Below are 24,710 nucleotides of genomic sequence, written 5' to 3' on the forward strand. Positions count from 1 at the left end.
GGCCAAACGTCAGTACCGGGGCACGGCGGGGTCGTTTTCATGCGACCAGGCCTCAATGCCGCCGGTGATGTTGGCCAACCGTTCAAAACCGTTGTGCTGCAAAAACGCGGCCACCCGCAGGCTGCGTGCGCCGTGGTGGCACAGGCAGGCGATGGGGCGTTGCGCGTGCAGGGCAGCATCCAGCTCGGCCAGCCGTGCGGGCAGCTCGCCCATGGGGATGGCCACCAGCTCGAAGCCCTCAGCGCGCACGCTGGCGGTTTGCAGCTCCCAGGGTTCGCGCACGTCCAGCACCAGGGGCTGACTGCCTTCGGGTGCCGTGGCAAACCAGGCAGACAGCTGGGCAGGGCGGACGTGATCGATCATGCAGAACTCCGAAGGACGGTAATCAGAACGTGAAGCCGGATGGCTCAGGGAAGTTCACCAGGCGGGGCGCGATGGTGTCCCAAGGGGCCGTGGTTTCAAAGCGATCGCCGGTGCGGCGCGTCAGGGTGAAGCGCATCACAGGCTCACCACCCACGATGGCGCCCAGGCGGCCGCCGTCTTTCAGCAGCGCGAGCAGGGCGGCGGGCACTTCGGCCACCGAGCCGCTGAGCACGATCACATCGAAGGGGCCGTCCGGGATCGCATCGCGGGCGCCGTCGCCCTGGCGTACATCGGCGTTCTGGATACCGGCGTCGCGCAGGTTCTCGCGGGCCATTTCGGCGAGCTCGGGGTTGATTTCGAGCGACACCACACGCTCGGCGCGGTGGGCCAGCAGGGCGGCCATGTAACCCGAACCAGCGCCGATTTCGAGCACGCGGTCGGTCGCCTTGACCTGCAGGTCTTGCAGGATGCGCGCTTCCACGCGAGGCTGCAGCATGCTGTGGCCCCGGCGCACGGCCTCTTCGGCGTCGCTGCCCAGCAGGGGCACTTCAATGTCCATGAACGCCATGCTGCGGTAGGCCGGGGGCACAAAGTCTTCGCGGCGCACCACGGCCAGCAACTCCAGCACGTCGAAATCCAGCACGTTCCAGGGACGGATCTGCTGCTCGATCATGTTGTAGCGGGCCTGGGCGACAGGGTCGCTGATGTTGGCGGACGTGTTCAGGGGCATGTTCATGGAATATCTCCGTGGGGCGGGCGTCTAGGACAAACCCTCGATTTTACTGGGCGTTGCAGGCGCACCGGAGAACTTGCGGCGTGCCCAGCGGGCCAGATCATCCATATAGCAATACACCACCGGCACCACCACCAGCGTGAGCAGCGACGAGGTGATGACCCCGCCAATCACCGCCTGGCCCATGGGCGCGCGCTGCTCGGAGCCTTCGGAGAGCGCAAATGCCAGCGGCACCATGCCAAAAATCATGGCCAGCGTGGTCATGAGGATGGGGCGCAGGCGCACGCGGGCGGCCAGCAGCAGGGCCTCGGCACGGGGCAGGCCGGGCACGGTCTGGCCTGCGTCGTTCACGTGCTCCTCGCGCGCGCGGATCGCAAAATCCACCAGCAGGATGGCGTTTTTGGTCACCAGGCCCATGAGCATCACCACGCCGATGATGGAGAACATCGACAGCGTGGAACGGAACATCAACAGCGCCAGCACCACACCAATCAGCGTGAGCGGCAGCGAGGTCATGAGCGCCAGCGGCTGCAGGAAGCTCTTGAACTGGCTGGCCAGGATCATGTAGATGAAGATGATCGCCATGGCCAGGGCCGAGATGGCGTAGCCGAAGGACTCGGCCATGTTCTTGGTGGAGCCGCCAAACTGGTAGCGGTAGCCGGGCGGGAAGGCCACGGTGTCGAGCGCCTTCTTGATGTCTGCCGACACCTCACCCGCAGAGCGCTGGGCCACGTTGGCGTTCACGGCCACTTCGCGGGTCAGGTCGCGGCGGTTGATCTGGTTGGCGCCGGTGGATTCGGTCACACGGGCCACCTGGTTCAGGCGCACGATGCGGGTGCTGCCGTCGGCAGCGGTCAGCGCAAAGGGCAGGCGCTCCAGGTCGGCGGGCTGGGTGCGGGCCTCGGGGGCCAGGCGCACGTTCACGTCGTAGGTCTGGTCGTCCGGCGCACGCCAGTTGCCCACCGTGGAGCCCGCCACCAGCGTGCGCAGCGATGCCGCCATGGGCGCCACCGACAGCCCCAGGTCCGAGGCCACGTCGCGCTTGACTTCGAGTGCGATCACCGGCTTGTTGGGCTTGGCACTGGTATCCAGGTCCACCAGGCCGGGAATGTCGCGGATCTTCTCGGTGACCACCTTGGTCAGCCGCTCCAGCTCCTGCAGGTCGGGGCCTTGCAGCGAGAACTCCACCTGCTTGTTGCCGCCCACGGCGTCCAGCAGGCCCACGTGGGTGATGGTAATGCCGGGCACAGTCTTCAGGCGCTCGCGCAGCACGTCGGACATCTGGTCCACGCTGCGGCTGCGGTCCTTGCGGTCCACCAGGCGCACATAGATGTTGGCGTAAATCTTGCCCTGGGCGCTGCCGGTGTTGATGGTGGAGAGGGTGTAGCGCACCTCGGGCATCTCGCGCAGGATGCCTTCCACCTGTTTGGCCTTGGCCTCGGTGGCTTCGAGCGATGAGCCCACGGGGGTGTAGAAGTTGAGGCTGGTCTCCGAAAAGTCGGCCTTGGGCACGAACTCGGTGCCCAAAAGCGGCACCATGACCACGCTCAGCACGAAGATCGCCACGGCAATGGCCATGGTGGCCAGCTTGTGCACCAGCGACCAGCGCAGGATGTGCTGGTAGCCCTCGGCCAGCGCATCGGTGGCGCGGTCGAACCAGCCGGTGACGCGGCCAATGGTCTTGTCGTAGAGGGTGACGGGCACCGCCTTCTGGCCGTGCGCGTGGATGCTCGGGTCGTGCCAGATGCTGGACAGCATGGGGTCGAGCGTGAAGCTCACAAACATCGAGATCATCACCGCCGCGACGATGGTGATGCCGAATTCGTGGAAAAACTTGCCGATGATGCCGCCCATGAAGCCGATGGGCATGAACACCGCCACGATGGACAGGGTGGTGGCCAGCACCGCCAGGCCGATCTCCTGCGTGCCGTCCATGGCCGCGTCATAGGCGCCCTTGCCCATCTGCACGTGGCGCACGATGTTCTCGCGCACCACGATGGCGTCGTCGATCAGCAGGCCCACGCACAGGCTCAGCGCCATCAGCGTGATCATGTTGATGGTGAAGCCGAACATGTTCATGAACAAAAAGGTGCCGATCAGCGCAATCGGCAGGGTCAGCCCCGTGATGACGGTGGAGCGCCAGGAGTTCAGGAACAGGAACACGATGAGCACCGTGAGGATGGCGCCCTCGATCAGTGTCTGGCGCACGTTGTTCACCGCCACGCGGATGGGGCGGGAGCTGTCGCCAATGCTCTCCAGCCGCACGCCGGGGGGCAGCTGGTTCTTGAGTTCGGCCACGGCCGCATTCAGGCCATCGACCACCTCGATGGTGTTCTCGCCCTGCGACTTCTGCACCGACAGCAGCAGGGTGCGCTGGCCGTTGTAGAGCGCCAGGCTCTCCACTTCCTGCGCGCCATCGTTCACACGCGCCACCTGGTCCAGCCGGACCGGCGCACCGTTCTTGCGGGCCACGATGATCTTGCCGAAGTCTTCAGGGCGCTGCATGCGCGCGTCGATCTGCACCACACGCTCTTGAGCGAGGGAGCGGATCGCGCCCACGGGCAGGTCCTGGTTTTCGTTGCGCACGGCGCTGGCCACCTGCTCTGGCGTCACGCCAAAGGCTTCGAGCGCCTGCGGGTTCAGGTAGATGTTGATTTCGCGCTTGGTGGCGCCCACCAGGTTCACGGCGCCTACGCCGCGCACGTTCTCCAGGCGCTTTTTCAGCACCTGTTCGGACCAGGTGGTCAGCTCGACGGCGCTGCGGTTGGATGCTTCATCGGGCAGCACGGCCAGCGACCACACGGGCCGGCTGGCGGGGTCGAAGCGCAGCACGCGCGGCTCCTTGACCTCGGTGCGCAGGTTGGGGCGCACGGTGGCCACCTTCTCGCGCACGTCCTCGGCGGCCTTGCGGCCGTCGATGTGCAGCTGGAACTCGATGATGACAACCGCCGTGCCCTCATAGCTGCGCGAGGTGAGGGCGTTGATACCCGCAATCGAGTTGACGCCTTCCTCGATCTTCTTGGTGACTTCGCTCTCGACAATTTCAGGTGACGCACCGGGGTAGTCCACGGTGACCACCACCACCGGGAAGTCGATGTTGGGGAACTGATCGACCTTGAGGCGCTGGTACGAGAACAAACCCAGCACGACGATGGCGAGCATCACCATCGTGGCGAACACGGGGTTTTTGAGGCTGACTTTGGTGAACCACATGGCGGGGCGGGGCGCTCAGGGGGCCGTGCGGGAGGCGGCAGGCACAGCGGCAGCCGCAGCGGCCGCCCCGGCGGTAGACACAACCGTGCCCTCACGCAACTGGCCGATGCGGCCAGCAATCACGGGTGTGCCCACAGGCACCCCTTCCACCGCCACCAGGGTCTGGCCGCCAACCACAGCGCGGGTGCCGGTCTTGACCTCGGTGTAGGCCACGCGGCCGTCTTTCAGTGTTTGCAGATACGGCGCGGGCTTGTCGGTGCGCACGGCATCGAGCGGCACGGCCAGCACATCGGCGCGGCCGGTGTCGAGCGTGCCTTGCACAAACAGGCCCTGGCGCAGGGGCGCTGCATTCTGGATTTGTTCCACGCGCAGGTACACCGGCACGGTGCGGCTGCCCATCTGGGCGCTGGGGTTGATGCGCACCACCGTGGCCGTCACCGGTGCGGGCATGCCTTCGACAGACAGTTGCGCCTTCTGGCCCACACGCACTGCCACGGAGTCGGCCGGGGGCAGCAGCGCCTCCAGCTCCAGGCGCGACAGGTCCACCACCTCGATGATGCGGGCGTCTACCGCCACGCGCTCGCCGGGCTGGGCCAGGCGCTGCGCCACCTGGCCGCTGATGGGGCTTTTGAGCACGGTGTCGTCCAGCGCCTTGCGCGCCACATCGGCCGCAGCCACGGCCGCCTGGTAGCTCGACTGGGCTGCCTCCAGGCTGGCCTGGGAGGTGACCAGCGCGGTGGACGAAATAAAGCCCTGGTCCACCAGCGCGCGGTTGTTGGTGTACTGGCGCTGGTTGATGTCCACCTGGGATTTGGCGGCATCGGCCTGCTGCTGCGCCTGGCGCAGGCGGGCGCGTGCCTCGGTGGGGTCGATGCGCGCGACCTCCTGGCCCACCTTCACGCTGTCGCCTTCTCGCACCGTGAGGCCCTGCAGCTCGCCGCCCACGCGGGCCTTGACCATCGCCGAATCCACCGCCCGCAGCGCGCCAGACACCGGCACGCCCAGCGGCAGGTTGACCTGCACCACCCGCAGCACCTCGTCGGCGCCCAATTGCAGCGGCGCTGCCACGCGCTGCGCGGTAGCCTCGCTCAGGGCTTTTTGCTGCGCCTGCCGCGCGGCCATGGCGCGCCAGACCCCACTGCCCACCAACACAACGGCGATGGCTGCCGCCATCCAGGGAATCCAGCGTTTCATGATCTGATCAGACAGGGGTTGAAGAGGAGGGGGAGGGCGGGGTGGCACCGGGCCGCACACACAGCCCATGCAGGATGTTGTCGGCCTGCATCTCGATGTACTGCTCGGGCGTCATGCCCAAAGCATCGGGCACGCAGGCGCCCACCGAGTGCTTCCACATCATGAGGAAGATCATGGGGGCCAGCACCAGATACACGGCGTAGTCCAGGTTCACGGGGCGGAACTCACCCCGTGCAATGCCTCGTTCCAGAATGCGGCGGACCAGCGCCTGGCCCGGCAGAATGACTTCGTGCTGATAGAACTGCGCAATCTCGGGGAAGTTTTGCGCCTCGCTCAGCATCAGCTTGGTGATGCCAGACGCCTTGGTGGCGCCAATGCGCTCCCACCAGACCTGGTAGCAATAACGCAGCACCTCGCTGGTGGTGCCCACAAAGCTTTCCAGCTCGTTGTTCCACTCGGCAAACCGACCCGCAATGTTCTCGCGCACCACGGCCTTGAAGAGTTCTTCCTTGCTGGGGAAATACAAAAACAGCGTGCCCTTGGACACCCCCGCCCGCGCAGCCACCTCGTCCACCCGTGTGGCGGCAAAGCCTTTTTCGACAAACAGGTCGAGCGCGGCCTCCAGCAGCTCGCCAGGGCGGGCTTCCTTGCGGCGCTCGCGCTTGGTGCCTGCGGCTGTCGAAGGGGAAGAGGGTGTGGGAGACAAGGTGTTTGAGTTAATGACTGACCGGTTAGTAATGTAGCAAGCACGGGATGGGGCGTCAATTCATAATCAGGGGCCCTGTCTCCGTTTGAACCCGAGGACCCCATGACTTTGCAAACCATCACCCTGGGCGGCGGCTGCTTCTGGTGCACCGAAGCCGTGTTTGACCGCGTGCGCGGCATCACCGACGTGGAAAGCGGCTACACCAACGGCCACACGCTGAACCCCAGCTACGAACAGATCTGCCAGGGCGACACCGGCCACGCCGAGGTGGTGCGGCTGACGTTTGATGCCGACGAGATCAGCCTGGAAGAAATCCTGGAAATCTTCTTCCACACCCACGACCCCACCACCCTCAACCGCCAGGGCAACGACGTGGGCACGCAGTACCGCAGCGGCATCTATTACGAAGACCCTGCGCATGGCGACATTACCAACACCATGGTCCGCCAGATGTCGCAGGACAAGCTGTTTGGCGCGCCCATCACCACCGAGGTGAAGCCGCTCACCAACTACAGCATGGCCGAGGCGTACCACCAGGACTACTTCGCGAACCACCCCAACGCGGGGTACTGCGCGTTTGTGGTGGGGCCGAAGGTGGAGAAGTTCAGGAAGACGTTTGCGCGGTACTTACGCGATTGAATTTCCTGACTACCATAGCCCATTTGCACTTTCACAAAGATTAATAATATTTACACCTCAAATATTCCTGAAGCCTACATTGAAAATCAATCAAATTCCCTTTGCCTGCATTGCTTAATGAATCACAAATTATTTTTACTGGATGTTAATACTCTATTTTGCAAAATAGATTAATCCGCGCCACTTTGACTCAACCCAAACTCAAGTATTTTATCTATTAGCATTGGGCGATCCTCGTCGGTGCCGATATTAAATTTGGTCAAATATTCTTCGATCGAAGTTTTGCTCTTGGTGCTGGCCGCGAGAACATATAAAAGATAAAAAATTCCAATACCGCGACTGACGGGGCCAAGCTCCTCTTCCACCCAGAGGGCCACAAATGCCGAAACAGCCTCAACTTCGCGTTGAGCGATGTGTTCTAGCTGCCCTATATTGGCAACCCCAAAGGAGTGGAGTCTTTCAACCAAAGTGTCCGCACGAAGGTCGTCTTGACTGCCTATACGCCCATTGCCAATGCTAAGGACCAATTGATCCAAGCGCTCGACATGGGAATCAATCTCGTACAACGCCCTAAAAGAGGCAAGATCAAGACTGACGTCAGTTGGTGATTGAGAAATTTTCGCCGCAACCGTAGCTTCATATTCCTTCAATGTAACCCGAATATGACTAAATTCGTCGTCCGCTAATTCCAAGAGGCTTGCAACTCGTGCAAATCTACGCCGAATGTCTATTGGAACCCCAGCCGCAGATTTGTAACCTAGATCATGCTCTATTTCCGCCCATGCATGCTGAAGTATGGATCTAACCTGGATTTCACACTTTAGTCCTTGATATTTTGAATATTCTGATAAATTTGTTCTGGCGGCAGACAATTCGACAACATAGTGAAGTGAACTATAGCCAAATCGTTCGGGCTCAATGTATTTTCGCTTATCGACAGAAGCGTTTGGATCGACCTGAAATTCGCGCTCAAGAACTTTGGCAATTCGATCAACATCCCCGGCAAAGTATGTGGTGATGCGGATACCTGCGAGATCTGTTATTTCGGTGAGCAGATCGTAGGTTTTATCTGGCCGAGAGAGCTTTCCAGCAAGGCTTTCATAACTCTTGAACCGATGCGTGACTGTGTGAACTTGAATCCCCGAGGATCCGAGTAATGTAGTTATTAGTACTGAAAGCGTGGCCGTAAAATCAGAAAAAGTACCCTGAGATTTTTTGTACTGGTCCAACAGTTCCAACTGTCTTTGCATGCTAATAGTCATCTTCAATTGCCTATCTGTGCGTGGTATCCGACCTGTCACCCCTAAGCTCCTCGGTGATTCTCGCCCATCCACTCAAACGGGCGAATCTCTTGTGTTGTTTTGTCTGCAGTAGCAATGACGCCCTTGGCCTACGGAGTGTGCATAATGCAACCCAATTGCGTTACGAGCCTTGCCTGGCCATCGCAGCTACTTATGCCCGCCCCCGCCACTTCATCCCCGCCCTGGACACTCCCCCCCGGCATGCGCGCCACCCGCGCTACACGAGCGTTGGCGGCGGTCTACGAAACCAGGCCCGACGCGGCCCTGTCCGAACCCGAAGTCGAGGCGGCCTTGGTTGCAGCCGGTGTTGCGGTCAACAAAGTCACCGTCTACCGCATGCTCGACCGTTTTGCCGCCGCCGGGCTGCTGCACAAGCAGGTGGATACCGCCCGCGTCACCCGTTACGCGCGCGCGCCGCAGGGCGAGGAGGGCGCCGCACCCCGTTTTGAATGCGACGACTGCCACCGCCAGTTCCGTCTGTCGCAAGGCTCGGCCAAGGTGCAGAGCGCCCTCAAGCAGGTGCTGCAGGCCCTGGCCACTGCCGGGCACGAAAGCCTTGCGGTGGACATTGCCGTGCACGGGCGCTGTGCGGAATGTGCCCACCCCACCGAGGGGGCTGCCGCATGATCCGCACCCGGGGGCTTTCCTATACCTACGCCACGGGCGGTGCCGCACCGCTGCGGTTTCCGGATGTGGATCTGCGCCAGGGCGGCACGCTGTTGCTGCGCGGGCGCTCGGGCACGGGCAAATCGACCTGGCTGGCGCTGATGGCGGGGCTGCGCGGTGCCAGCGGGGGCGACCTGTTTGTGGCGGGCACGCAGCTCGGCACGCAGCGCGGGGCCGAGATCGATGCCTGGCGTGCGCGCACCATCGGCTTTTTGCCGCAGAAGCTGTATCTAAGCAGCGCGCTCACGGTGGCCGACAACCTCGCGCTGGTCTACTTTGCAGCCGGGCTGCCGCGCGACGAAGCAGCTATCCACCGCGCACTCACCCAGGTGGGCGTGGCCGAGCTGGCCGCCCGCAAGCCGCACCAGCTCTCGGGCGGGCAGGCGCAGCGTGTGGCGCTGGCGCGGGCTGTGCTGCTGGCGCCGCAGGTGCTGCTGGCCGACGAGCCCACGGCCAGCCTGGACGACGAAGCCGCCGCCGACGCGCTGGCGCTGCTGCAGCGCAGCGCTGCCGCCTGCGACGCCAGCCTGATCATCGCCACCCACGACCAGCGCGTGGTGTTGGCCCTGGCCGGTGCGCAGACACTGGATTTGAATGAAATAGCGGCCTACCGCGCAACAGACGGGCGCGAGCAGCTATGAAAAACATAGTAAAACTGGCCCACCTGTCCTGGCGCTACCTGTGGTCCCGGCCGCTGGCGGCGGTGCTCAACCTGCTGGTGCTCACGCTGGGCCTGGCCGCCATCACGCTGGTGCTGCTGGTGGCCACGCAGCTCGACAAGGCCTTTGAGCGCGACCTGGATGGCATCGACCTGGTGGTGGGCGCCAAGGGCAGCCCGCTGCAGCTGATCCTGGCGGGCGTGTTCCACATCGACGTGCCCACGGGCAACATCCCGCTGCAAGAAGTGCAGGCGTTGCAGAAGAACCCGCTGGTGGCGCAGGTCATCCCGCTGAGCCTGGGCGACAGCTACCAGGGCTTTCGCATCGTGGGCACCACGCCCGACTATGTGGCGCACTACGGGGCCACGCTGGCCGAGGGCGCGCTGTGGCAGCAGCCCATGGACGCGGTGCTGGGCGCCAGCGTGGCGCGTGGCATTGTCAAAAGCAGCCATGCCGGTGCGCCGCTGGTGGGCGCCACCTTTGTCGGCAGCCACGGGCTGGGTGGGGGAGGGCACGCGCATGGCAACCACCCCTACCGCGTGAGCGGCGTGCTCGCGCCCTGCGGCTGTGTGCTCGACCGGCTCATCCTCACCAGCACCGAATCGGTCTGGATGGTGCACGAGACCGCCACGGCCAACGATGCGGAAGACCTGGAAATCATGAAGCAGGAGCGCGAGGTGACCGTGGCCCTGGTGCGCTACCGCACGCCCATGGCGGCCGTCACGCTGCCGCGCCAGGTCAACAGCGGCACATCCATGCAGGCGGCGGCGCCCGCCATTGAGGTCACGCGCCTGCTGCGCTTGCTGGGGGTGGGGGCCGATGTGCTGCGTGCCTTTGGCGGCGTGCTGCTGGCGGTGGCCGCGCTCAGTGTGTTCATTGCACTGTGGAACGCCGTGCGCGAGCGCCGCGCCGACCTGGCCATGCTGCGCATGCTGGGCGCGCCGCCCGGCCGCGTGGCGGGGCTGGTGCTGTGGGAGGCGCTGTGGCTGGCTGCGCTGGCTTCTGCTCTGGGGCTGCTGCTGGGCCATGGCCTGGCGCATGGCCTGGGTTGGGCGCTGCAGGCACAGGGGCTGTTGCCCGTTACCGGCCTTATCTGGCTGCCCGCCGAGGCGGGTGTGCCGCTGCTGGCCGCCGGTGTGGCAGCGCTGGCGGCCTTGCTGCCTGCCATGCAGGCCTACCGCACCGACGTGGCCGACCTGTTGAGTCAGCCCTGATGCGCCCTTCGAGCTCTGACCACCCTCAACCCTCTACCAACTCCAGCTGAAAGTCCGTCCATGAAAAAGCTCCTCACCGCTCTCGCCCTGGCCCCCATGCTCCTCGTCGGCGCCCTGGCCCACGCCCAGGCGCACAATGACAAGGACACCAAGGAGGACATCGCCCGCCACCGCGCCATGGCCGCCGCGCACGAGGCTGCCGCCAAATGCCTGGAGTCTGGCAAGGGCCACGACCAGTGCCAGAAAGACCTGCAGACCGCCTGCAAAAACCTGGCTATCGGAAAATACTGCGGCATGAAGCACGCGCACTGAGCTGCGGCGCACCGCTTCCACCCCTCGTTCGCCCCCACCCACAGGTTCTCCCGCCATGGCCATCCACCAGCCCCTTCGCCTGACCACTGTCGCCTGGCAGCCCGCCGCCCGCCGCGCCCCTGCCGCACGCCAGGTGGCTGCGGCGGTCGCCTTGCTGTGCTGCGTCGGGGCCGTGCTGGCCCAGGCGTCCGGCCAGCCCCCGGCCACCAAGCCCGAGCCGGGCGCGTTCGAGCGGGCGACGGGAAAAACCGCTGCAGCACCTGCGGCGGCGGGCGGGGCGGGTGCAGCCCCCGTGCTCTCGTCCCCACTGCCTGCAGGGGCTGCCGCAGGCATTCCATCCGGCACCGGGGCGGGTTACCACAACCCCAACAGCCCCATCGCGCCGTTGCCCCAGCGCAATGACGTGGTGCCCTGGTCGGTGCTGACCGACCTGACGCGCAAGACCACCAAGGACGGCATCGTGCCCGTGTTCAACGAGGCACAGAAGGGCATGGACAAGACGGTGCAGCGCATCCAGGGCTTCATGATGCCGCTGGACGCCAAGGCCACGCAGACGCACTTTTTGCTCACCTCCGTGCCCATGACCTGCTCGTTCTGCCTGCCCGGCGGGCCCGAGAGCATGGTCGAGATCAAGGCCAAGACCCCCGTGCGCTACTCGATGGAGCCCGTGGTGGTGGAGGGCCGCTTCACCGTGCTCACCAACGACCAGTACGGCCTGTACTACCGCGTGGTCGATGCCGTGCAGGTGAAGTGAACCGACTCTGAACCCTCCCATGACGCGCCGCTGCTTCGGCCCACTCCAGCCCCGGCTGCCCGCCTTGCCGCGCGGCGCAGGGCAGGGTGCGCCTGCGCGCTGGTGGGTGCACCTGGCCCTGGTATGGCTGGTGCTGGCGTTGGTCGCAGCCCCCAGCCTGGGGCGCCTGCACCAGGTGGTGCATGGCGATGCGCTGGACCGGGTGCAGGGCCATGCCCACATCACAGACACGGCGAGCGCCGAGCACGGCCACGGGCTGCTCGCGCAGCTGGTGGCGGGTCACGCCCCCGCCGATTGTTTGCTGCTCGACCAGCTCGCGCTGGGCGACGCAGTGCACAGCGCCCCCCTGGCGCTGCCCGAGGCGGCCCCCACGCAGGCGCAGCCTTGTCCCCCCGCCGGGCGCACCACGCTCCCGCACACCGCGCTGTTCCTGGCGCGGGGCCCGCCAGCGGCCTGAGCGCCTGCCCGCGTTGGCACCTCCGCCGTGCCCCCCCAGCCGCCCCTGGCCGGGGTCGCACCGTGCGCAAGCGCCCCTCGGCACCCATTACTCCCAATTTCATAGCTAGAAGCGCAATACAGACGCGCGCAGAAGGCTGTTTTTATTCATATTTTCACGCCCACCCGGCGTGAAGCTGTCTGCCTGCCCGCACACACCCGGCCCGCCCGGTGTGGCGCAGCGCATGCCCCTGTTGCAAGCCACCACCATGACCTCTACTTCCTTCGCCCACCCCACAATGCCCCAACGCCGCCGCCCCACCACCCTGCATCCCGTGGCCCTGGCCGCCATGCTGGCGCTGTCGGGTGCGGGCTCCATCGCCCAGGCGCAGACCCCGGCCCCGGCCGCCGCCGAAGCCACGCCCAGCCTGCCGCCCGTCACCGTCACCGTCTCGGCCAGCGGCCTGCAGCTGGGCGCCAGCGACATGACCACGCCCGCCACCGTGCTGGAGGGCGACGAACTCGTGCGCCGCCGCGAGGCCACGCTGGGCGAAACGCTCAACAGCGAGCCCGGCATCACCAGCAGCCACTTTGGCGCCGGTGCCAGCCGCCCCATCATCCGGGGCATGGACGGCCCACGCGTCAAAGTGCTGTCTGACGGCGCCGAGCTGCACGACGCCTCCACCATCAGCCCCGACCACGCCGTGGTGTCCGAACCCATGCTCGCCACGCAGATCGAAGTGCTGCGCGGCCCCTCGGCCCTGATCTACGGCAACGGCGCCGTGGGCGGCGTGGTCAATGTGCTGGATGGCAAGGTGCCCACCGCCGTCCCGGCCAAGGGGCTGGAGGGCAGTGCCGAGCTGCGCGCCAACACGGGTGCGCGCGAAGGCGCCGGGGCCTTCTCGCTGACGGGCGGCACCGGCAACCTGGCCGTGCATGTGGAAGGCGTGGCGCGCGATGCGGGCGACTACCGCGTGGGCAAAGGCTGGGCGCCCGAGGGCGAAGCCACACGCAAGGTGCTGGGCAGCTTCAACCGCACCAACACCGGCAGCGTGGGCCTGTCGTGGGTGGGCGACCGGGGCTACCTGGGCGCGGCCTACACCCGCCAGGCCGCCAAATACGGCCTGCCGGGCCACAACCACAGCTTTGAGGGCTGCCACACCCACGGCAACCAGCTGCACTGCGGCGCCCACGAGGGCGAGGAGGGTGAAGACGGCCACGACCATGACCACGGCGCCGGGCATGGCGACGTCCCGGTGGTTGATCTGCGCAGCGAACGCTTCGACATCCGGGGCGAGTTGCGCAACCCGTTTGCGGGTTTCTCGGCCTTGCGCCTGCGCGCGGGTGTGACGGACTACGTGCACGACGAGGTCGAGGACGGCGCCATCAGCACCACCTTCAAGAACAAGGCCTACGACACCCGCATCGAGCTGCAGCACGAGCCCATCGCGGGCTTCAAGGGCGTGATCGGCCTGCAGACCTCGCAGCGCAAGTTCAGCGCCGAAGGCGAAGAGGCCTACGTGCAGCCCACCGTCACCCGCCGCACCGGCCTGTTTGCGCTGGAGGAATACCGCCTGGGCGACTGGCGCTTTGAAGCCGCCCTGCGCCACGACCGCCAGACCACCCACGCCGAAACCAGCGGCATCGAACGCAGCCACAACGGCACATCGGCATCGCTGGGCGCGGTCTGGAAGTTCACGCCCGGCTACCAGGTGGGAGCCTCCTTCACCCGCGCCAGCCGTGCCCCGTCTGCCGAGGAGCTGTACGCACGCGGCCTGCACATGGCCACCAGCACGTACGAGCGCGGCGATGCCAGCCTGCGCTCCGAAACCTCGCAGAACTTCGACCTCAGCCTGAAGAAAACGGCGGGCGACACCACCTTTGGCGTGAGCGTGTTCCGCAACAGCATCCACAACTACATCTATGGCCGCACGCTTGATGCGCTGGACGGCCTGCAACTGCTGCAATACAGCCAGGCCGACGCCACCTTCACCGGCATCGAAGGCCAGGTGCGCCAGCGCCTGAACCGCAACCTGGGCGTCACCCTGTTCGGCGACACCGTGCGCGCCAGGATCGACGGCGCAGGCAACCTGCCGCGCATCCCCGCCACCCGCGCCGGCCTGCGGCTGGATGGCAACTGGAACGCCTGGGAGGGCCAGGTGGAATGGGTGCAGGTGGCGCGCCAGAACCGCATCGCCGCCTTCGAAACCGCAACCCCCGGCTACGGCATGCTGAATGTGGGCCTGGCCTACAACGGCCAGTTCAGCAGCGGCACGCCCTGGCAGGTGTACCTGAAGGGCACCAACCTGACAGACCGCCTGGCGTATGCGCACACCTCGTTCATCAAGAACGCCGCGCCGCTGATGGGGCGGAATCTGACGGTGGGGGTGAAAGTGGCGTTCTGACGGGTGATGCCGTCGTGATGTGATGATGTGAGAGAGCCAGCAGCGGGGGAGGGTGTTGCAGGCTCGCTCACATCAATGCCCAAAACCACCAAAACCACCCAATCCAAGGGGGGCCTGGATGCATGCCATACTCGGTTTACATGGTTGATTCTCCGATCCGTCAAGGCGACGCTGCCTAAGCCCTGGTGATGGCGCACACCCGATGTTCGACTGGGATGGGCACCGCAGCAGGCCGCCCGAAACCGGGTTGCGCGACGCGCGAAGGACTTGTTCAGCGCGGCCCTGCATGAATCTGACCCATTTGCGATAGCCCTCCCTGCATGCTCACCACTCCCAAGCCATCTGCGAACCTGCTGCAACTGCTTCCCGAGGCGGTGGTGCAAACCGATGCGCTGTGGGAGATCACCTATCTGAACCCGGCGTGGCACAAGCTCACCGGCCATCCGGTGGCGGCGGCGCTCGGCAGGTCTTTGCTGGAATTCGTTCACCCCGACGACATCGGCACCATGCGCTCGGGCATGCCGGTGTTCCGCTTGCGCTTTGCCGACGCGGACTACCGCTGGGTGCGTCTGCAGCTCCACCCGGAGACGGATGCGGCGGAGCGGGTGATCAGCCGCCAGGGGGTCCTGATCGAGATCACCGAGGTCACCGAACAGGTGCTGGTGGAAATTCGCCAGCGCTTTCTGCGCTTGCTGGAAACCATTGACGGCGTGGTGTGGGAGGCTGAAATCGGGGTGGGCAATACCTTTCTGAGCCCGCAGGTCGAACGCTTGTTTGGCTACTCCGTCGAGGAGTGGCGGGCCGACCCGGGCTTTTGGCGGGCGCATGTGCATCCCGATGATCTGGCGCAGGCCCTGGTGATTGACGATGCCGCTTACAACGCCACGCACAGCCATGCCTACGAGATGAGTTACCGGCTGATTGCCAAGTCCGGCAAGGTGGTGTGGGTGCGGGATCTGTGCCGCGCCGTGGTCGAGCCGGGACGGCCGAACCGCATGATCGGCCTGATGATCGACGTGACCCAGCAGAAGAACACCGAACTCGATTTGGTGCGCTCCGAAAACCGCTATTCGCTGGCCACGCGCGGGTCCAATGACGGCATCTGGGACTGGGACTTGCGAACCGACGCCCTGCATGTGTCGGGGCGCTTTCTCCAGATCGTCGGGCTGGGTAGCCGCGATCATGTGCATGACGGAGGCTGGCGCTTTTTGGAGCAACTCATCGATCCCGAGGATCGCGCTCGCGTGCAGGAGGCCTACCGCAGGCACCTGTCGGGAGGCAGCCCGAACTTTTCGGTGGATTTCCGTGCGTTCCACGGGGCTGAGAGGCTGGTGTGGGTCAATTGGCGCGGGCTCGCCGAGTTCGAAGAGGGTGTGCCGGTGCGCATGGCAGGCTCGTTGAGCGATCTGGCCGAGCGGGGCAGTTCCTACGATGCGCTGACCAACTTGCCGGGTCGGCCGTTGTTCCGCGATCGCCTCGCGCAACTCATCGCGCTGCAGCAAAACGAGGTGGTGAACGGTGATGGCGTGCCGGCGCGCGATGGAGCCACGATGTTCTCGGTGCTGCTGCTGGATCTCAACGGGTTCAAGGCCGTCAATGACAGCTATGGGCACCATGTGGGCGACCAGCTGTTGCAGCAGGTGGCGCGGCGGCTCGAATCCTGCGTGCGGGCGGTGGACCTGGTCGCCCGCATGAGTGGCGACGAGTTCAATGTGCTGCTGGAGTCCATTGATCCCGCCGAAGCCACCCACCGTGCAGGGCAAATCGCCGCCGCCCTCGCAGCGCCGTATGTGATCGGCGAACACACCGTGGTCAGTGGCGCGAGCATTGGACTGGTCGGCAGCGCATCCGGGCTGGCAACGGTCGATGACTACCTGCGCGCCGCAGACACCGCCATGTACCGGGCCAAAAGCCAGTCGTTGGGCGTGTGCGTGTTTCAGTAAAACGTCGCGCCAGGGATCGCGAGCCGCCACTGGCGCCGGAGTTTCCGTATCAAAATGGCCTCTTCCGCCCTCTAGATAAGCGCTGACAGCTATTGAATTCATAGTATCGAGACGCGCGTGCGGCGGCCGCACAGGCCACAATAGGGCCCTGCTGCTGGCTACCTGCCCCCACCCGCCTGTCCCTTCTCGCCGCGTTTGCGCGCCGGCTACCACATTGAACTCGCCCGTTTTCACCTCGCTGATCCCCGTCATCCTGTTCATCGCCATCGGCTTTTATGTAGGGCGGCGTGGCTGGATCCGTGCGGCGTCGGTCAAGGACCTGGCCAACCTGGTGTTCATGGTGCTCACGCCTGCGCTGCTGTTTCGCACCATGAGCACGGTGCACATCCAGGACCTGAACTTTGGCCCCGTGGGCATCTACTTTGTGGCGTTTGGCATCGTGTACGCAGCCACACTGGCGCTGCAGGGCTTCAACACGCTAAGCGCGGCGCGGGCGCTGGCCAACACCTTCAGCAACACGCTGATGATCGGTGTGCCCCTGGTAGGCCTGGTGTTTGGCGATGCGGGGCTGGTCACGCTGTTCACGCTGATCTCGGTGCACTCGCTCATCCTGCTCACCGCTGCCACGGTGGTGTTCGAGCTGGCCGCCGCGCGCGAACACGCAGGGCAGCCGGGCGGCACGCAGCAGCCCATGTGGCGCACCGTGCTGCAGGCCATCCGCAACGGCATCGTGCACCCGGTACCGCTGCCCATCATTGCGGGCCTGCTGTTTGCGCAGACGGGTCTGGTGGTGCCCCAGGTCGTGGACAAACCCCTGCTGCTGCTGGGCCAGGCCCTGGGGCCGATTGCGCTGCTGCTGGTGGGGGTGACGCTGGCGTTTACCAAGGTCGGCCACCAGTTCAAGGCGGCAATGCGCATTGCGCTCGTCAAATGTGTGGTGCACCCGGTCGTGCTGGCCGCCCTGGGCTGGGCGCTGGGCCTGTCGGGGCTGCCACTGGCGGTGATGATCGTGGCCGCCTCGTTGCCCGTGGGGGCCAACGTGTTCTTGTTCTCGCAGCGCTACCGCGTGGCAGAGGAAGAGGTGACGGCCAGTGTGGCGGTGTCCACCGCGCTGGGGTTGGTGACGATGCCGGTGGTGATTGTGGTGGTGACGCGGTGGGTGGTGTAGCGGCAGCACTCAACGCTGGTGCGCGAACCGCCCCACCAGCTGACCGACGGCCATCGCAGCAACCAGCGCAATAGCGCCGCTGACAACCAGGGCGATGGGCCAGAAAGGGTCCAGATAGCCCAGATACATCCAATTGCCAAGCTGAAAAAGCAAGGGGGGCAGCAGGCTCGCCAAGCCAAGCGCAGCAGGCTTTTTCAGGTACGCAAAAGCTGGCACCCCGACCAGCAAAACCAATAGCAAAAGTAGCAAGAGGCTGGTCATCGTGATCTCCTTGGGCTCAGGGCGCCAGCCGCTCCCGCACCCACTCCCCCCCATCCATCCGATACCGCAACCGGTCATGCAGGCGGCTCTTGCGCCCCTGCCAAAACTCCCACTGATCAGGCTTCAGGCGATACCCACCCCAGTGCGGCGGGCGGGGCGGTTTCAGCAAAAACTGCGCACCGTATTTGGCGGCGTTGGCCACCAGCACACTGCGGCCTGAAATGACCTGGCTTTGCGGGCTGGCCCAGGCGCCGATGCGCGAGTCGAGCGGGCGGCTCTGGAAGTATTCGTCGCTTTCTTCGTCGCTGACTTTTTCCACCGTGCCTTCGATGCGCACCACACGCTCCAGCTCCACCCAGTGGAACTGCAGCGCTGCAAACGGGTTGCCCGCGATCTGGCGGCCCTTGCGGCTGTCATAGTTGGTAAACCAGACGATGCCGCGCTCGTCGTAGCCCTTGATGAGCACGATGCGGGTGCTGGGGCGAAGGTCGCTGCCCACGGTGGCCAGGGTCATGGCGTTGGGCTCGGGCACCTGGGCGCTGATGGCTTCTTTGAGCCACTGGTCAAACTGCTGCAGGGGGGCGGCGTGCGAGGCGTCTTCGTTGAGTTCGGCGCGCTCGTAGCTCTTGCGGAGGTCGGCGATGGAGGTGGTCATGGGCCCGATTGTGCACGCCGGGATTCGGGGCCTGAGGCCGGTGCAAGGCGGTCGGAGACGGGGCGGGTTGTTGTCGAATGCTTATTCGCTTATATTGGCGCAGCGATGAAACCCAAAGACGACGAAAAACAGCGCGCCATTGCCCAGGCCACCTTCGAGCTGGTGGCCCAGACGGGTCTGAGCGGCCTGACCATGGCCGAGATTGCCCGCAACGCGGGGCTGGCCACCAGCACGCTGTATGTGTACTACCCGTCCAAGGACGAACTCATCAGCCAGCTCTACCAGGACGCCAAGACGGTGACCGCTGCCCGCATCATGGACGGTGTGGTGCCCGGCACGCCCTACCGGGGGCGGGTGCGGCGCATCTGGGGCAACCTGCTGCGCCACCGGCTGGACCAGTATGCCGAGGTGGTGTTTCAAGAGCAGTACTACAACTCGCCCTGGTTCACCGAGGGCAACCGCGAGTTCTCGACCCGGCTGATGGCGGGCTTTTTTGCGCTGATGGAAGAGGGCCAGCAGCAGGAAATCTTGAAGGCCGTGCCCATCCCGCTGCTCACCGCCAGCCTGGTGGGCTCGGTGCGCGAGACGGGCAACCTGATCCGCACCCAGGTGCTGCCCGACGACGACGCCGTGCACCAGATGGCCTTTGGCCTGTGCTGGGACGCGATCAAGGCCTGAAAACTTGAAGGCCAGCACAGATTGCCGATTTCAGTTTTAATCGAATAAATATTCTCCAAAACAACAACGCGGCGGAAACCCATCCCCCAAGCCGCACCTGCTTGCGCTGAACTTTTGAGCGCTGTCCTTCACCCCAAGGAGTCCCACGATGCCCACTTTGAACGTCAACGGCAAAGACACTGCAGTCGATGCCGACGAATCCACCCCCATCCTCTGGGCCCTGCGCGACACGCTGGGCATGACCGGCACCAAGTTTGGCTGCGGCCAGGCCTTGTGCGGCGCCTGCACGGTGCACCTGAACGGCGCGCCCATCCGCTCCTGCATCACGCCCATCTCGGCGGCCGCAGGGCAGAAGATCACCACCATCGAGGCCGTCACGGCCAGCGACAAGGTGGGCAAGGCCGTGCATGCCGCCTGGGTTAAGCACGACGTGGCGCAGTGCGGCTACTGCCAAAGCGGCCAGATCATGAGCGCCACCGCGCTGCTCAAGGGCAAGAAGAAGCCCACCGATGCCGACATCGATGCCGCCATGGCGGGCAACGTGTGCCGCTGCGGCACCTATGTGCGCATCCGCGCCGCCATCCACGACGCCGCCAAGGCGCTGGCCTGACCGAGCCCACTGACTGAAGGAGAACACCATGCATTTCGAACCTTCTGCCGTGGCGGCCGCACGCCACCACATGCCAAAAAACCTGCTTGCGCTGATGGATAAAGCCCAAGTAGCTACTGATTCAATAGCAAACGACGCAGCCGATGGCATGGCGCGCCGCACCTTCCTGAAGGTCACGGCGGCCTCGGGCTTTGCGCTGGGCGCGTTTCCGCTCGCGGCCACCGCACAGGGTGCGGGCGCGGCGGCGCCTGCGGGCCTCAAGCCGCACGAGCAGCCCTCGGCCTTTGTGCGCATCGACGCCGATGGCACCGTCACCGTCACCATCAACCGCCTGGACTTTGGTCAGGGCGTGCAGACCGGCCTGCCCATGATCCTGGCCGAAGAGCTGGATGCCGACTGGAGCAAGGTGCGCAGCGTGCACGGCGACGCCAACCCGGCCTATGCCGACCCGGCGTTTGGCATGCACCTCACGGGTGGCTCCAACTCCATCAAGAACTCGTACACCCAGTACCGCGAGCTGGGCGCCCGCACCCGGGCCATGCTGGTGGGCGCCGCTGCCGCGCAGTGGGGCGTGGATGCATCGGCGCTGCGCACCAGCAACGGCTTTGTGGTCGGCCCCGGCGGCAAGAAGCTGGGCTACGGCGCGCTGGCCGAAGCCGCCATGAAGCAACCTGTGCCCGAGAAGGTCACCCTCAAAGACCCCAAACAGTTCCGCATCATCGGCAAGCCCACCGGGCGGCTCGATGCCAAGGCCAAGTCGAGCGGCCAGCAGGACTACGGCATTGACGTGCGCCTGCCCGGCATGCTCACCGCCGTGGTGGCGCGCCCACCCGTGTTTGGCGCCAAGCCGAAGTCGCTGGACGACAGCGCCGCCAAAGCCATCAAGGGCGTGAAGGCCGTGCTGCGCGTGCCCACCGACCGGGGCGGGGAGGGCGTGGCCATCATTGCCGACGGCTACTGGCCCGCCAAACAGGGCCGCGATGCGCTCAAGGTGGAATGGGACACCAGCGCAGTCGCCAAGCCCGACACCACGGCACTGCTGGCGCAATACCGCGAGCTGGCTGCCAAGCCCGGCAACGTGGCCATGCAGGCCGACATGGCGCCGTTGGCAGGCGCAGCGCACAAGATCAGCGCCGAGTTCGTCTTCCCCTACCTGGCGCACGCGCCCATGGAGCCGCTCAACTGCACGGTGAAGCTGGATGCTGACAAGGCCGAACTCTGGATGGGCACACAGATGCCCGGCCTGGACGCCATGGCCGCCGCCAAAACTTTGGGACTGCAGCCGCAAAACGTGAAGGTGAACACCCAGATGGCCGGTGGCGGCTTTGGCCGCCGCGCCATCCCCACCAGCGACTACGTGGTGGAAGCCTGCGGCGTGGCCAAGGCCGCGCGCACCGTAGGCATCACCGCCCCGGTGCGCACCCTGTGGAGCCGCGAGGACGACATCAAGGGCGGCTACTACCGCCCCATGCACGTGCACCGCGCCGAGATCGGTTTTGACGCCCAGGGCAAGGTCCTGGCGTGGGACCACAGCATCGTGGGCCAATCCATCACCAAGGGCTCGCCGTTCGAGGCCTTCATGGTCAAGAACGGCATCGACGCCACGGCCATCGAGGGCATGAAGGAGCCCTACGACCTGCCCATGAAGCTGACGGTGCACCACCCCGACGTGAACGTGCCGGTGCTCTGGTGGCGCAGCGTGGGCTCCACCCACACGGCCTACGTCATGGAAACGCTCATCGACGAAGTGGCCCGCGCCACCAAGCAAGACCCCGTGGCCTACCGCATGGCCCTGATGGGCGACAAGCACCCACGCCACAAGGCCGCCCTGCAACTGGCCGTGGCGCAATCAGGCTACGGCAAAAAGAAGCTGGCCGCAGGCCGCGCCTGGGGCGTGGCGGTGCACGAGTCCTTCCAGTCCGTCGTGGCCTACGTGGTCGAAGCGTCTGTCAAAGACGGTACGCCCAAGCTGCACAGCATCACGGCCGGCGTGCACTGCAACCTGGTGGTCAACCCCAAAAGCGTGGAAGCCCAGGTGCAGGGCGGGGCGCTGATGGGCCTGTCAATGTGCCTCCCGGGCGCAGCCATCACACTCAAGGACGGCGTGGTGGAGCAAAGCAACTTCGGCGACTTCGCCGTGCCCCGCATCACCGACATGCCCCAGGTGGCTGTGCACATCGTGCCAAGCGCGGAGCCGCCCACGGGCATGGGCGAGCCTGGGTTGCCACCGCTGGCGCCTGCGTTTGCGAATGCGGTGGCACGGTTGACGGGGAAGACGCCGAGGGAGTTGCCGTTTAAGTTGGCTTGATCGGGTTGGATGGCTTGAAAGCGCCGGGGTTGAAAAAGCCCGGCGCTTTTTTACGGCTCATTCGGTTGCGCCAGTTCGGCGTGCGGGGCATTGCCATGGCTGTGTTTCGCGAGCGGCTTTTAGCCTGCTTCAAACGGTGGTGAATGTGGTGGAGAGGTTGCTGCAATGCAGCAGTTGCGGTCGTCCGCCCTTCGCCGTCGAACGCGTACTATCGGCCAACACCGATCACTCGACATGGCCCTCTATACCCTGCTGGTACAACCCGAAGGTGAAAGCTTCAGCACCCAATTCGAAGGCGCGACTGTTGAGGAGGCCGTCCATGCCTTTTTTGCACATCGAGTGGCTGAAGCACTGTCCCCCAAGCTTGGGCCAGACCACATCATGTACATCACGCCAATGGAGGGACTCGTGAATGTGTGGGCAGTATGTGCCGGACGAGACGGGCGCTACACGAAAATCACAGTGGTTTTTTCAGAGGGCATGCAGGGCACTTAACGGCCATCTTCTGACCTTGACGAATGACTGCTTTGAGGCAGATAGCTCTCCCAAAACCTTGTCCCGACAGCTAAAAAGTGTCTAGTTGACCCGAGGCAAATCAGATCGACAGTGTGTTCAACCTTTTGGGGATCTGTTCCGCGAGAAACGCCATCAGTGCCCGAACTGTTGGCGATTGATGGCGTTGCATGGGGTAGACAAGCTGGACTTTCAACGCGGACATTTGCCAGCCTTCCAGCACTCTGACCAAATTGTCTGATGCGACCAGGGGCGCCGCTTGGAACTCGGGCAGTACGGCAATTCCCAGTCCGTCCAATGTGGGCGCGAGCAAGGCATCGGAAGGGCCGATGACCAAACGTGAACGCAAAATTCCTTTTGCGGTTCTGGACCGCGAATGCAGTTTGATTTCTGCGGCTTCCCTCGACTGCAGAAGGCCGGCGTGGGCACTGAGTTCACCTGGATGCTGCGGCAACCCGTACTGGTTCGCATAGGCGGGGCTTGCAAACAGCGCTGGGCGTACGGTGCCGATGGCACGGGCCTTCAGGCTGGAATCGGCAAGTTCGCCAATGCGCACCGCCAGATCAATGCCTTCTTCGACGATGTTGATGTGGCGGTTGCTGAGCTTGACATCCAGCTCCAGATGTTCGTGTTGGAACAGGTACTCGGTTACCAGCGGAAGCAGCACGACTTTGCCGAATGTGGCTGACGCAGCCAGACGAACGCGACCACTCGGCGTTTGGTCCTGAGAAAAAAGGTCGTGGGTGACGGTGTTCAATTTATGGATCAGTGGACTTGTTTCGTCCAGCAGGCGTTGGCCTGCGTCGGTCAATGCGAAGGCTCGGGTGTTGCGCTTGACGAGACTGACCCCTGCTGCCGTCTCCATGCGCGCCAGGCGGCGCGACAAGGTTGATTTCGGAACATCCAGTTGGCGAGAGGCCCGGGAGAGGCTCCCGGCCTCTGCGATCTTGATGAACCACTGCAGATCATCAATCGAGTAGTTTTCATTGTTCATATTTTGGTACATCGGTGTCTACATAACGAGTCTATTAGCACAAGGTTAAACCAGAAACAATTCAGCTTCACTCAACCATTGCACACTCTCAAGGAACTCAATTGACCATACTCGTTACGGGCAGCACAGGGCTGATCGGCTCACATGTGGTGGCGCTATTAGCCGCGCAAGGCGCAGACGTTCATGCCCTCACCAGAACACCAGAAAAGCGACAGTTTCCACCCGGCGTTACGGCCGTCCAGGGAGACTTTCAGGATGTGGATTCGATGCGCGCTGCCATGGGTTGCGCAAGAACGCTTTTCTTGCTCAACACCGTGGCCGCAGACGAAGTCACCCAGGCACTGATTGCATTGAACCTGGCGCGCGAAGCGGGTATCGAGCGCATCGTTTACCTGTCTGTCATGCACAGCGACCGTTTTACCGAGGTTCCGCATTTCACTGGAAAGCACACGGTGGAACGCATGATCGAACAGCTTGGAATGCACGCGACCATTCTGCGTCCCGCTTACTTCATGCAGAACGACGACTTCTTGATTCAGTCCGATGTTCTGGAGCGGGGCGTGTATCCCATGCCTATCGGCAGTGCAGGCATTTCCATGGTGGACGCGCGTGACGTGGCGGCGGTTGCCGCACGGCATCTGCTGCGCCGGGGTGCTGCCAGCGAACCCTTGCCAACGGAGGTGTTGGATGTTGTGGGGCCAACAGCGTTGTCGGGTCAAACGGCCGCCGCTGTGTGGAGCGATGTGCTGGGCAAGCCCGTCCGGTATGCAGGTGACGACACCGGACCTTTTGAAGCCCGATTCCAGAGCTTTGCACCCGGGTGGATGGCGTATGACATGCGGCTGATGATGGCGCGCATGCAAAAGGATGGCGAGCTGGGTTCCGCCGCCGCAGTCGAGCGCATGCAGCAAGAACTGGGCACCTCGTTGCGGAGCTACCGCGACTATGCGCGGGAAACGGCTGGGCGCTGGAGGGCTGCCCAATGA

The 24,710-nt window shown here is 64.5% G+C and carries 24 protein-coding genes; 15 read left to right on the forward strand and 9 right to left on the reverse strand.

The window, feature by feature from the left end; genetic code table 11:
• Positions 1-9 precede the first annotated feature (9 nt).
• The 5 genes from A1D30_RS08095 to A1D30_RS08115 are packed head-to-tail and all read right to left on the reverse strand — an operon-like array spanning position 10 to position 6,209.
• The gene (locus A1D30_RS08095) at positions 10-363 is read right to left on the reverse strand and encodes a rhodanese-like domain-containing protein (protein ID WP_063460235.1); all 354 of its coding nucleotides are present in this window, start codon (positions 361-363) and stop codon (positions 10-12) included.
• Positions 364-385: 22 nt separating this feature from the next.
• Positions 386-1,099 carry a protein-L-isoaspartate O-methyltransferase gene (locus A1D30_RS08100; RefSeq protein ID WP_063460236.1) on the reverse strand — a complete coding sequence of 238 codons (714 nt, stop codon included), beginning with the start codon at positions 1,097-1,099 and terminating at the stop codon, positions 386-388.
• 24 nt (positions 1,100-1,123) lie between these two features.
• On the reverse strand, positions 1,124-4,309 hold the full coding sequence (locus A1D30_RS08105) for an efflux RND transporter permease subunit (protein ID WP_063460237.1): 3,186 nt from the start codon (positions 4,307-4,309) through the stop codon (positions 1,124-1,126).
• Positions 4,310-4,324: 15 nt separating this feature from the next.
• Entirely contained in the window at positions 4,325-5,503 is a 1,179-nt protein-coding gene (locus A1D30_RS08110; RefSeq protein ID WP_063460238.1) for an efflux RND transporter periplasmic adaptor subunit, read from the reverse strand.
• Positions 5,504-5,510: 7 nt separating this feature from the next.
• Positions 5,511-6,209 carry a TetR/AcrR family transcriptional regulator gene (locus A1D30_RS08115; protein WP_063460239.1) on the reverse strand — a complete coding sequence of 233 codons (699 nt, stop codon included), beginning with the start codon at positions 6,207-6,209 and terminating at the stop codon, positions 5,511-5,513.
• A 102-nt stretch (positions 6,210-6,311) separates the two neighbouring features.
• Here A1D30_RS08115 and msrA point away from each other — a divergent pair, with 102 nt between their 5' ends.
• Positions 6,312-6,848, forward strand: a complete 537-nt coding sequence (gene msrA, locus A1D30_RS08120; protein WP_063460240.1) for a peptide-methionine (S)-S-oxide reductase MsrA — start codon at positions 6,312-6,314, stop codon at positions 6,846-6,848.
• A gap of 170 nt (positions 6,849-7,018) precedes the next feature.
• On the opposite strand, the gene A1D30_RS24700 is transcribed toward msrA, so the two are convergent.
• Positions 7,019-8,098, reverse strand: a complete 1,080-nt coding sequence (locus tag A1D30_RS24700; protein WP_157891319.1) for a hypothetical protein — start codon at positions 8,096-8,098, stop codon at positions 7,019-7,021.
• 252 nt (positions 8,099-8,350) lie between these two features.
• Here A1D30_RS24700 and A1D30_RS08130 point away from each other — a divergent pair, with 252 nt between their 5' ends.
• From A1D30_RS08130 to A1D30_RS08170, 9 genes are all read left to right on the forward strand, one after another.
• Positions 8,351-8,776, forward strand: a complete 426-nt coding sequence (locus A1D30_RS08130) for a hypothetical protein (RefSeq protein ID WP_063460242.1) — start codon at positions 8,351-8,353, stop codon at positions 8,774-8,776.
• Positions 8,773-9,456, forward strand: coding sequence for an ATP-binding cassette domain-containing protein (locus tag A1D30_RS08135; RefSeq protein ID WP_063460243.1), 684 nt, complete (start codon positions 8,773-8,775; stop codon positions 9,454-9,456). The genes A1D30_RS08130 and A1D30_RS08135 overlap by 4 nt, the downstream gene beginning before the upstream one ends.
• On the forward strand, positions 9,453-10,688 hold the full coding sequence (locus tag A1D30_RS08140; RefSeq protein ID WP_063460244.1) for an FtsX-like permease family protein: 1,236 nt from the start codon (positions 9,453-9,455) through the stop codon (positions 10,686-10,688). The genes A1D30_RS08135 and A1D30_RS08140 overlap by 4 nt, the downstream gene beginning before the upstream one ends.
• A gap of 60 nt (positions 10,689-10,748) precedes the next feature.
• Positions 10,749-11,000 (forward strand): hypothetical protein, encoded by a 252-nt coding sequence (locus A1D30_RS08145; RefSeq protein WP_063460245.1) that lies wholly within the window; start codon positions 10,749-10,751, stop codon positions 10,998-11,000.
• Between the two features lie 55 nt (positions 11,001-11,055).
• Positions 11,056-11,754, forward strand: coding sequence for a DUF3299 domain-containing protein (locus tag A1D30_RS08150; RefSeq protein ID WP_242421824.1), 699 nt, complete (start codon positions 11,056-11,058; stop codon positions 11,752-11,754).
• 19 nt (positions 11,755-11,773) lie between these two features.
• The gene (locus A1D30_RS08155; RefSeq protein WP_063460246.1) at positions 11,774-12,211 is read left to right on the forward strand and encodes a hypothetical protein; all 438 of its coding nucleotides are present in this window, start codon (positions 11,774-11,776) and stop codon (positions 12,209-12,211) included.
• 247 nt (positions 12,212-12,458) lie between these two features.
• Positions 12,459-14,594, forward strand: coding sequence for a TonB-dependent receptor (locus tag A1D30_RS08160; RefSeq protein WP_242421825.1), 2,136 nt, complete (start codon positions 12,459-12,461; stop codon positions 14,592-14,594).
• A gap of 320 nt (positions 14,595-14,914) precedes the next feature.
• Complete coding sequence (locus A1D30_RS08165) at positions 14,915-16,537, forward strand: sensor domain-containing diguanylate cyclase (RefSeq protein WP_063460247.1); 1,623 nt, start codon at positions 14,915-14,917, stop codon at positions 16,535-16,537.
• 214 nt (positions 16,538-16,751) lie between these two features.
• Positions 16,752-17,705 (forward strand): AEC family transporter, encoded by a 954-nt coding sequence (locus A1D30_RS08170; protein ID WP_063460248.1) that lies wholly within the window; start codon positions 16,752-16,754, stop codon positions 17,703-17,705.
• 9 nt (positions 17,706-17,714) lie between these two features.
• On the opposite strand, the gene A1D30_RS08175 is transcribed toward A1D30_RS08170, so the two are convergent.
• Positions 17,715-17,966 (reverse strand): hypothetical protein, encoded by a 252-nt coding sequence (locus tag A1D30_RS08175; protein ID WP_131798428.1) that lies wholly within the window; start codon positions 17,964-17,966, stop codon positions 17,715-17,717.
• Positions 17,967-17,982: 16 nt separating this feature from the next.
• The gene (pdxH, locus tag A1D30_RS08180; RefSeq protein ID WP_063460250.1) at positions 17,983-18,621 is read right to left on the reverse strand and encodes a pyridoxamine 5'-phosphate oxidase; all 639 of its coding nucleotides are present in this window, start codon (positions 18,619-18,621) and stop codon (positions 17,983-17,985) included.
• 105 nt (positions 18,622-18,726) lie between these two features.
• Between pdxH and A1D30_RS08185 the strand changes: the two genes are divergently transcribed.
• The 4 genes from A1D30_RS08185 (at position 18,727) to A1D30_RS25450 (ending at position 22,712) form a co-directional block, all read left to right on the forward strand.
• A complete protein-coding gene (locus A1D30_RS08185; protein WP_063460251.1) occupies positions 18,727-19,299 on the forward strand; it encodes a TetR/AcrR family transcriptional regulator in 573 nt (190 codons plus the stop codon).
• A 148-nt stretch (positions 19,300-19,447) separates the two neighbouring features.
• A complete protein-coding gene (locus A1D30_RS08190) occupies positions 19,448-19,909 on the forward strand; it encodes a (2Fe-2S)-binding protein (RefSeq protein WP_063460252.1) in 462 nt (153 codons plus the stop codon).
• A gap of 28 nt (positions 19,910-19,937) precedes the next feature.
• Complete coding sequence (locus A1D30_RS08195) at positions 19,938-22,217, forward strand: xanthine dehydrogenase family protein molybdopterin-binding subunit (RefSeq protein ID WP_063460253.1); 2,280 nt, start codon at positions 19,938-19,940, stop codon at positions 22,215-22,217.
• 234 nt (positions 22,218-22,451) lie between these two features.
• Entirely contained in the window at positions 22,452-22,712 is a 261-nt protein-coding gene (locus tag A1D30_RS25450) for a hypothetical protein (RefSeq protein ID WP_131798429.1), read from the forward strand.
• Positions 22,713-22,812: 100 nt separating this feature from the next.
• Here the strand turns inward: A1D30_RS25450 and A1D30_RS24705 are convergent, their stop codons facing one another.
• Positions 22,813-23,724 carry a LysR family transcriptional regulator gene (locus tag A1D30_RS24705; RefSeq protein ID WP_206779304.1) on the reverse strand — a complete coding sequence of 304 codons (912 nt, stop codon included), beginning with the start codon at positions 23,722-23,724 and terminating at the stop codon, positions 22,813-22,815.
• Between the two features lie 101 nt (positions 23,725-23,825).
• Between A1D30_RS24705 and A1D30_RS08210 the strand changes: the two genes are divergently transcribed.
• A complete protein-coding gene (locus A1D30_RS08210) occupies positions 23,826-24,710 on the forward strand; it encodes an NmrA family NAD(P)-binding protein (protein WP_063460256.1) in 885 nt (294 codons plus the stop codon).

Source organism: Acidovorax sp. GW101-3H11 (assembly GCF_001633105.1).
Lineage (GTDB): Bacteria > Pseudomonadota > Gammaproteobacteria > Burkholderiales > Burkholderiaceae_C > Acidovorax.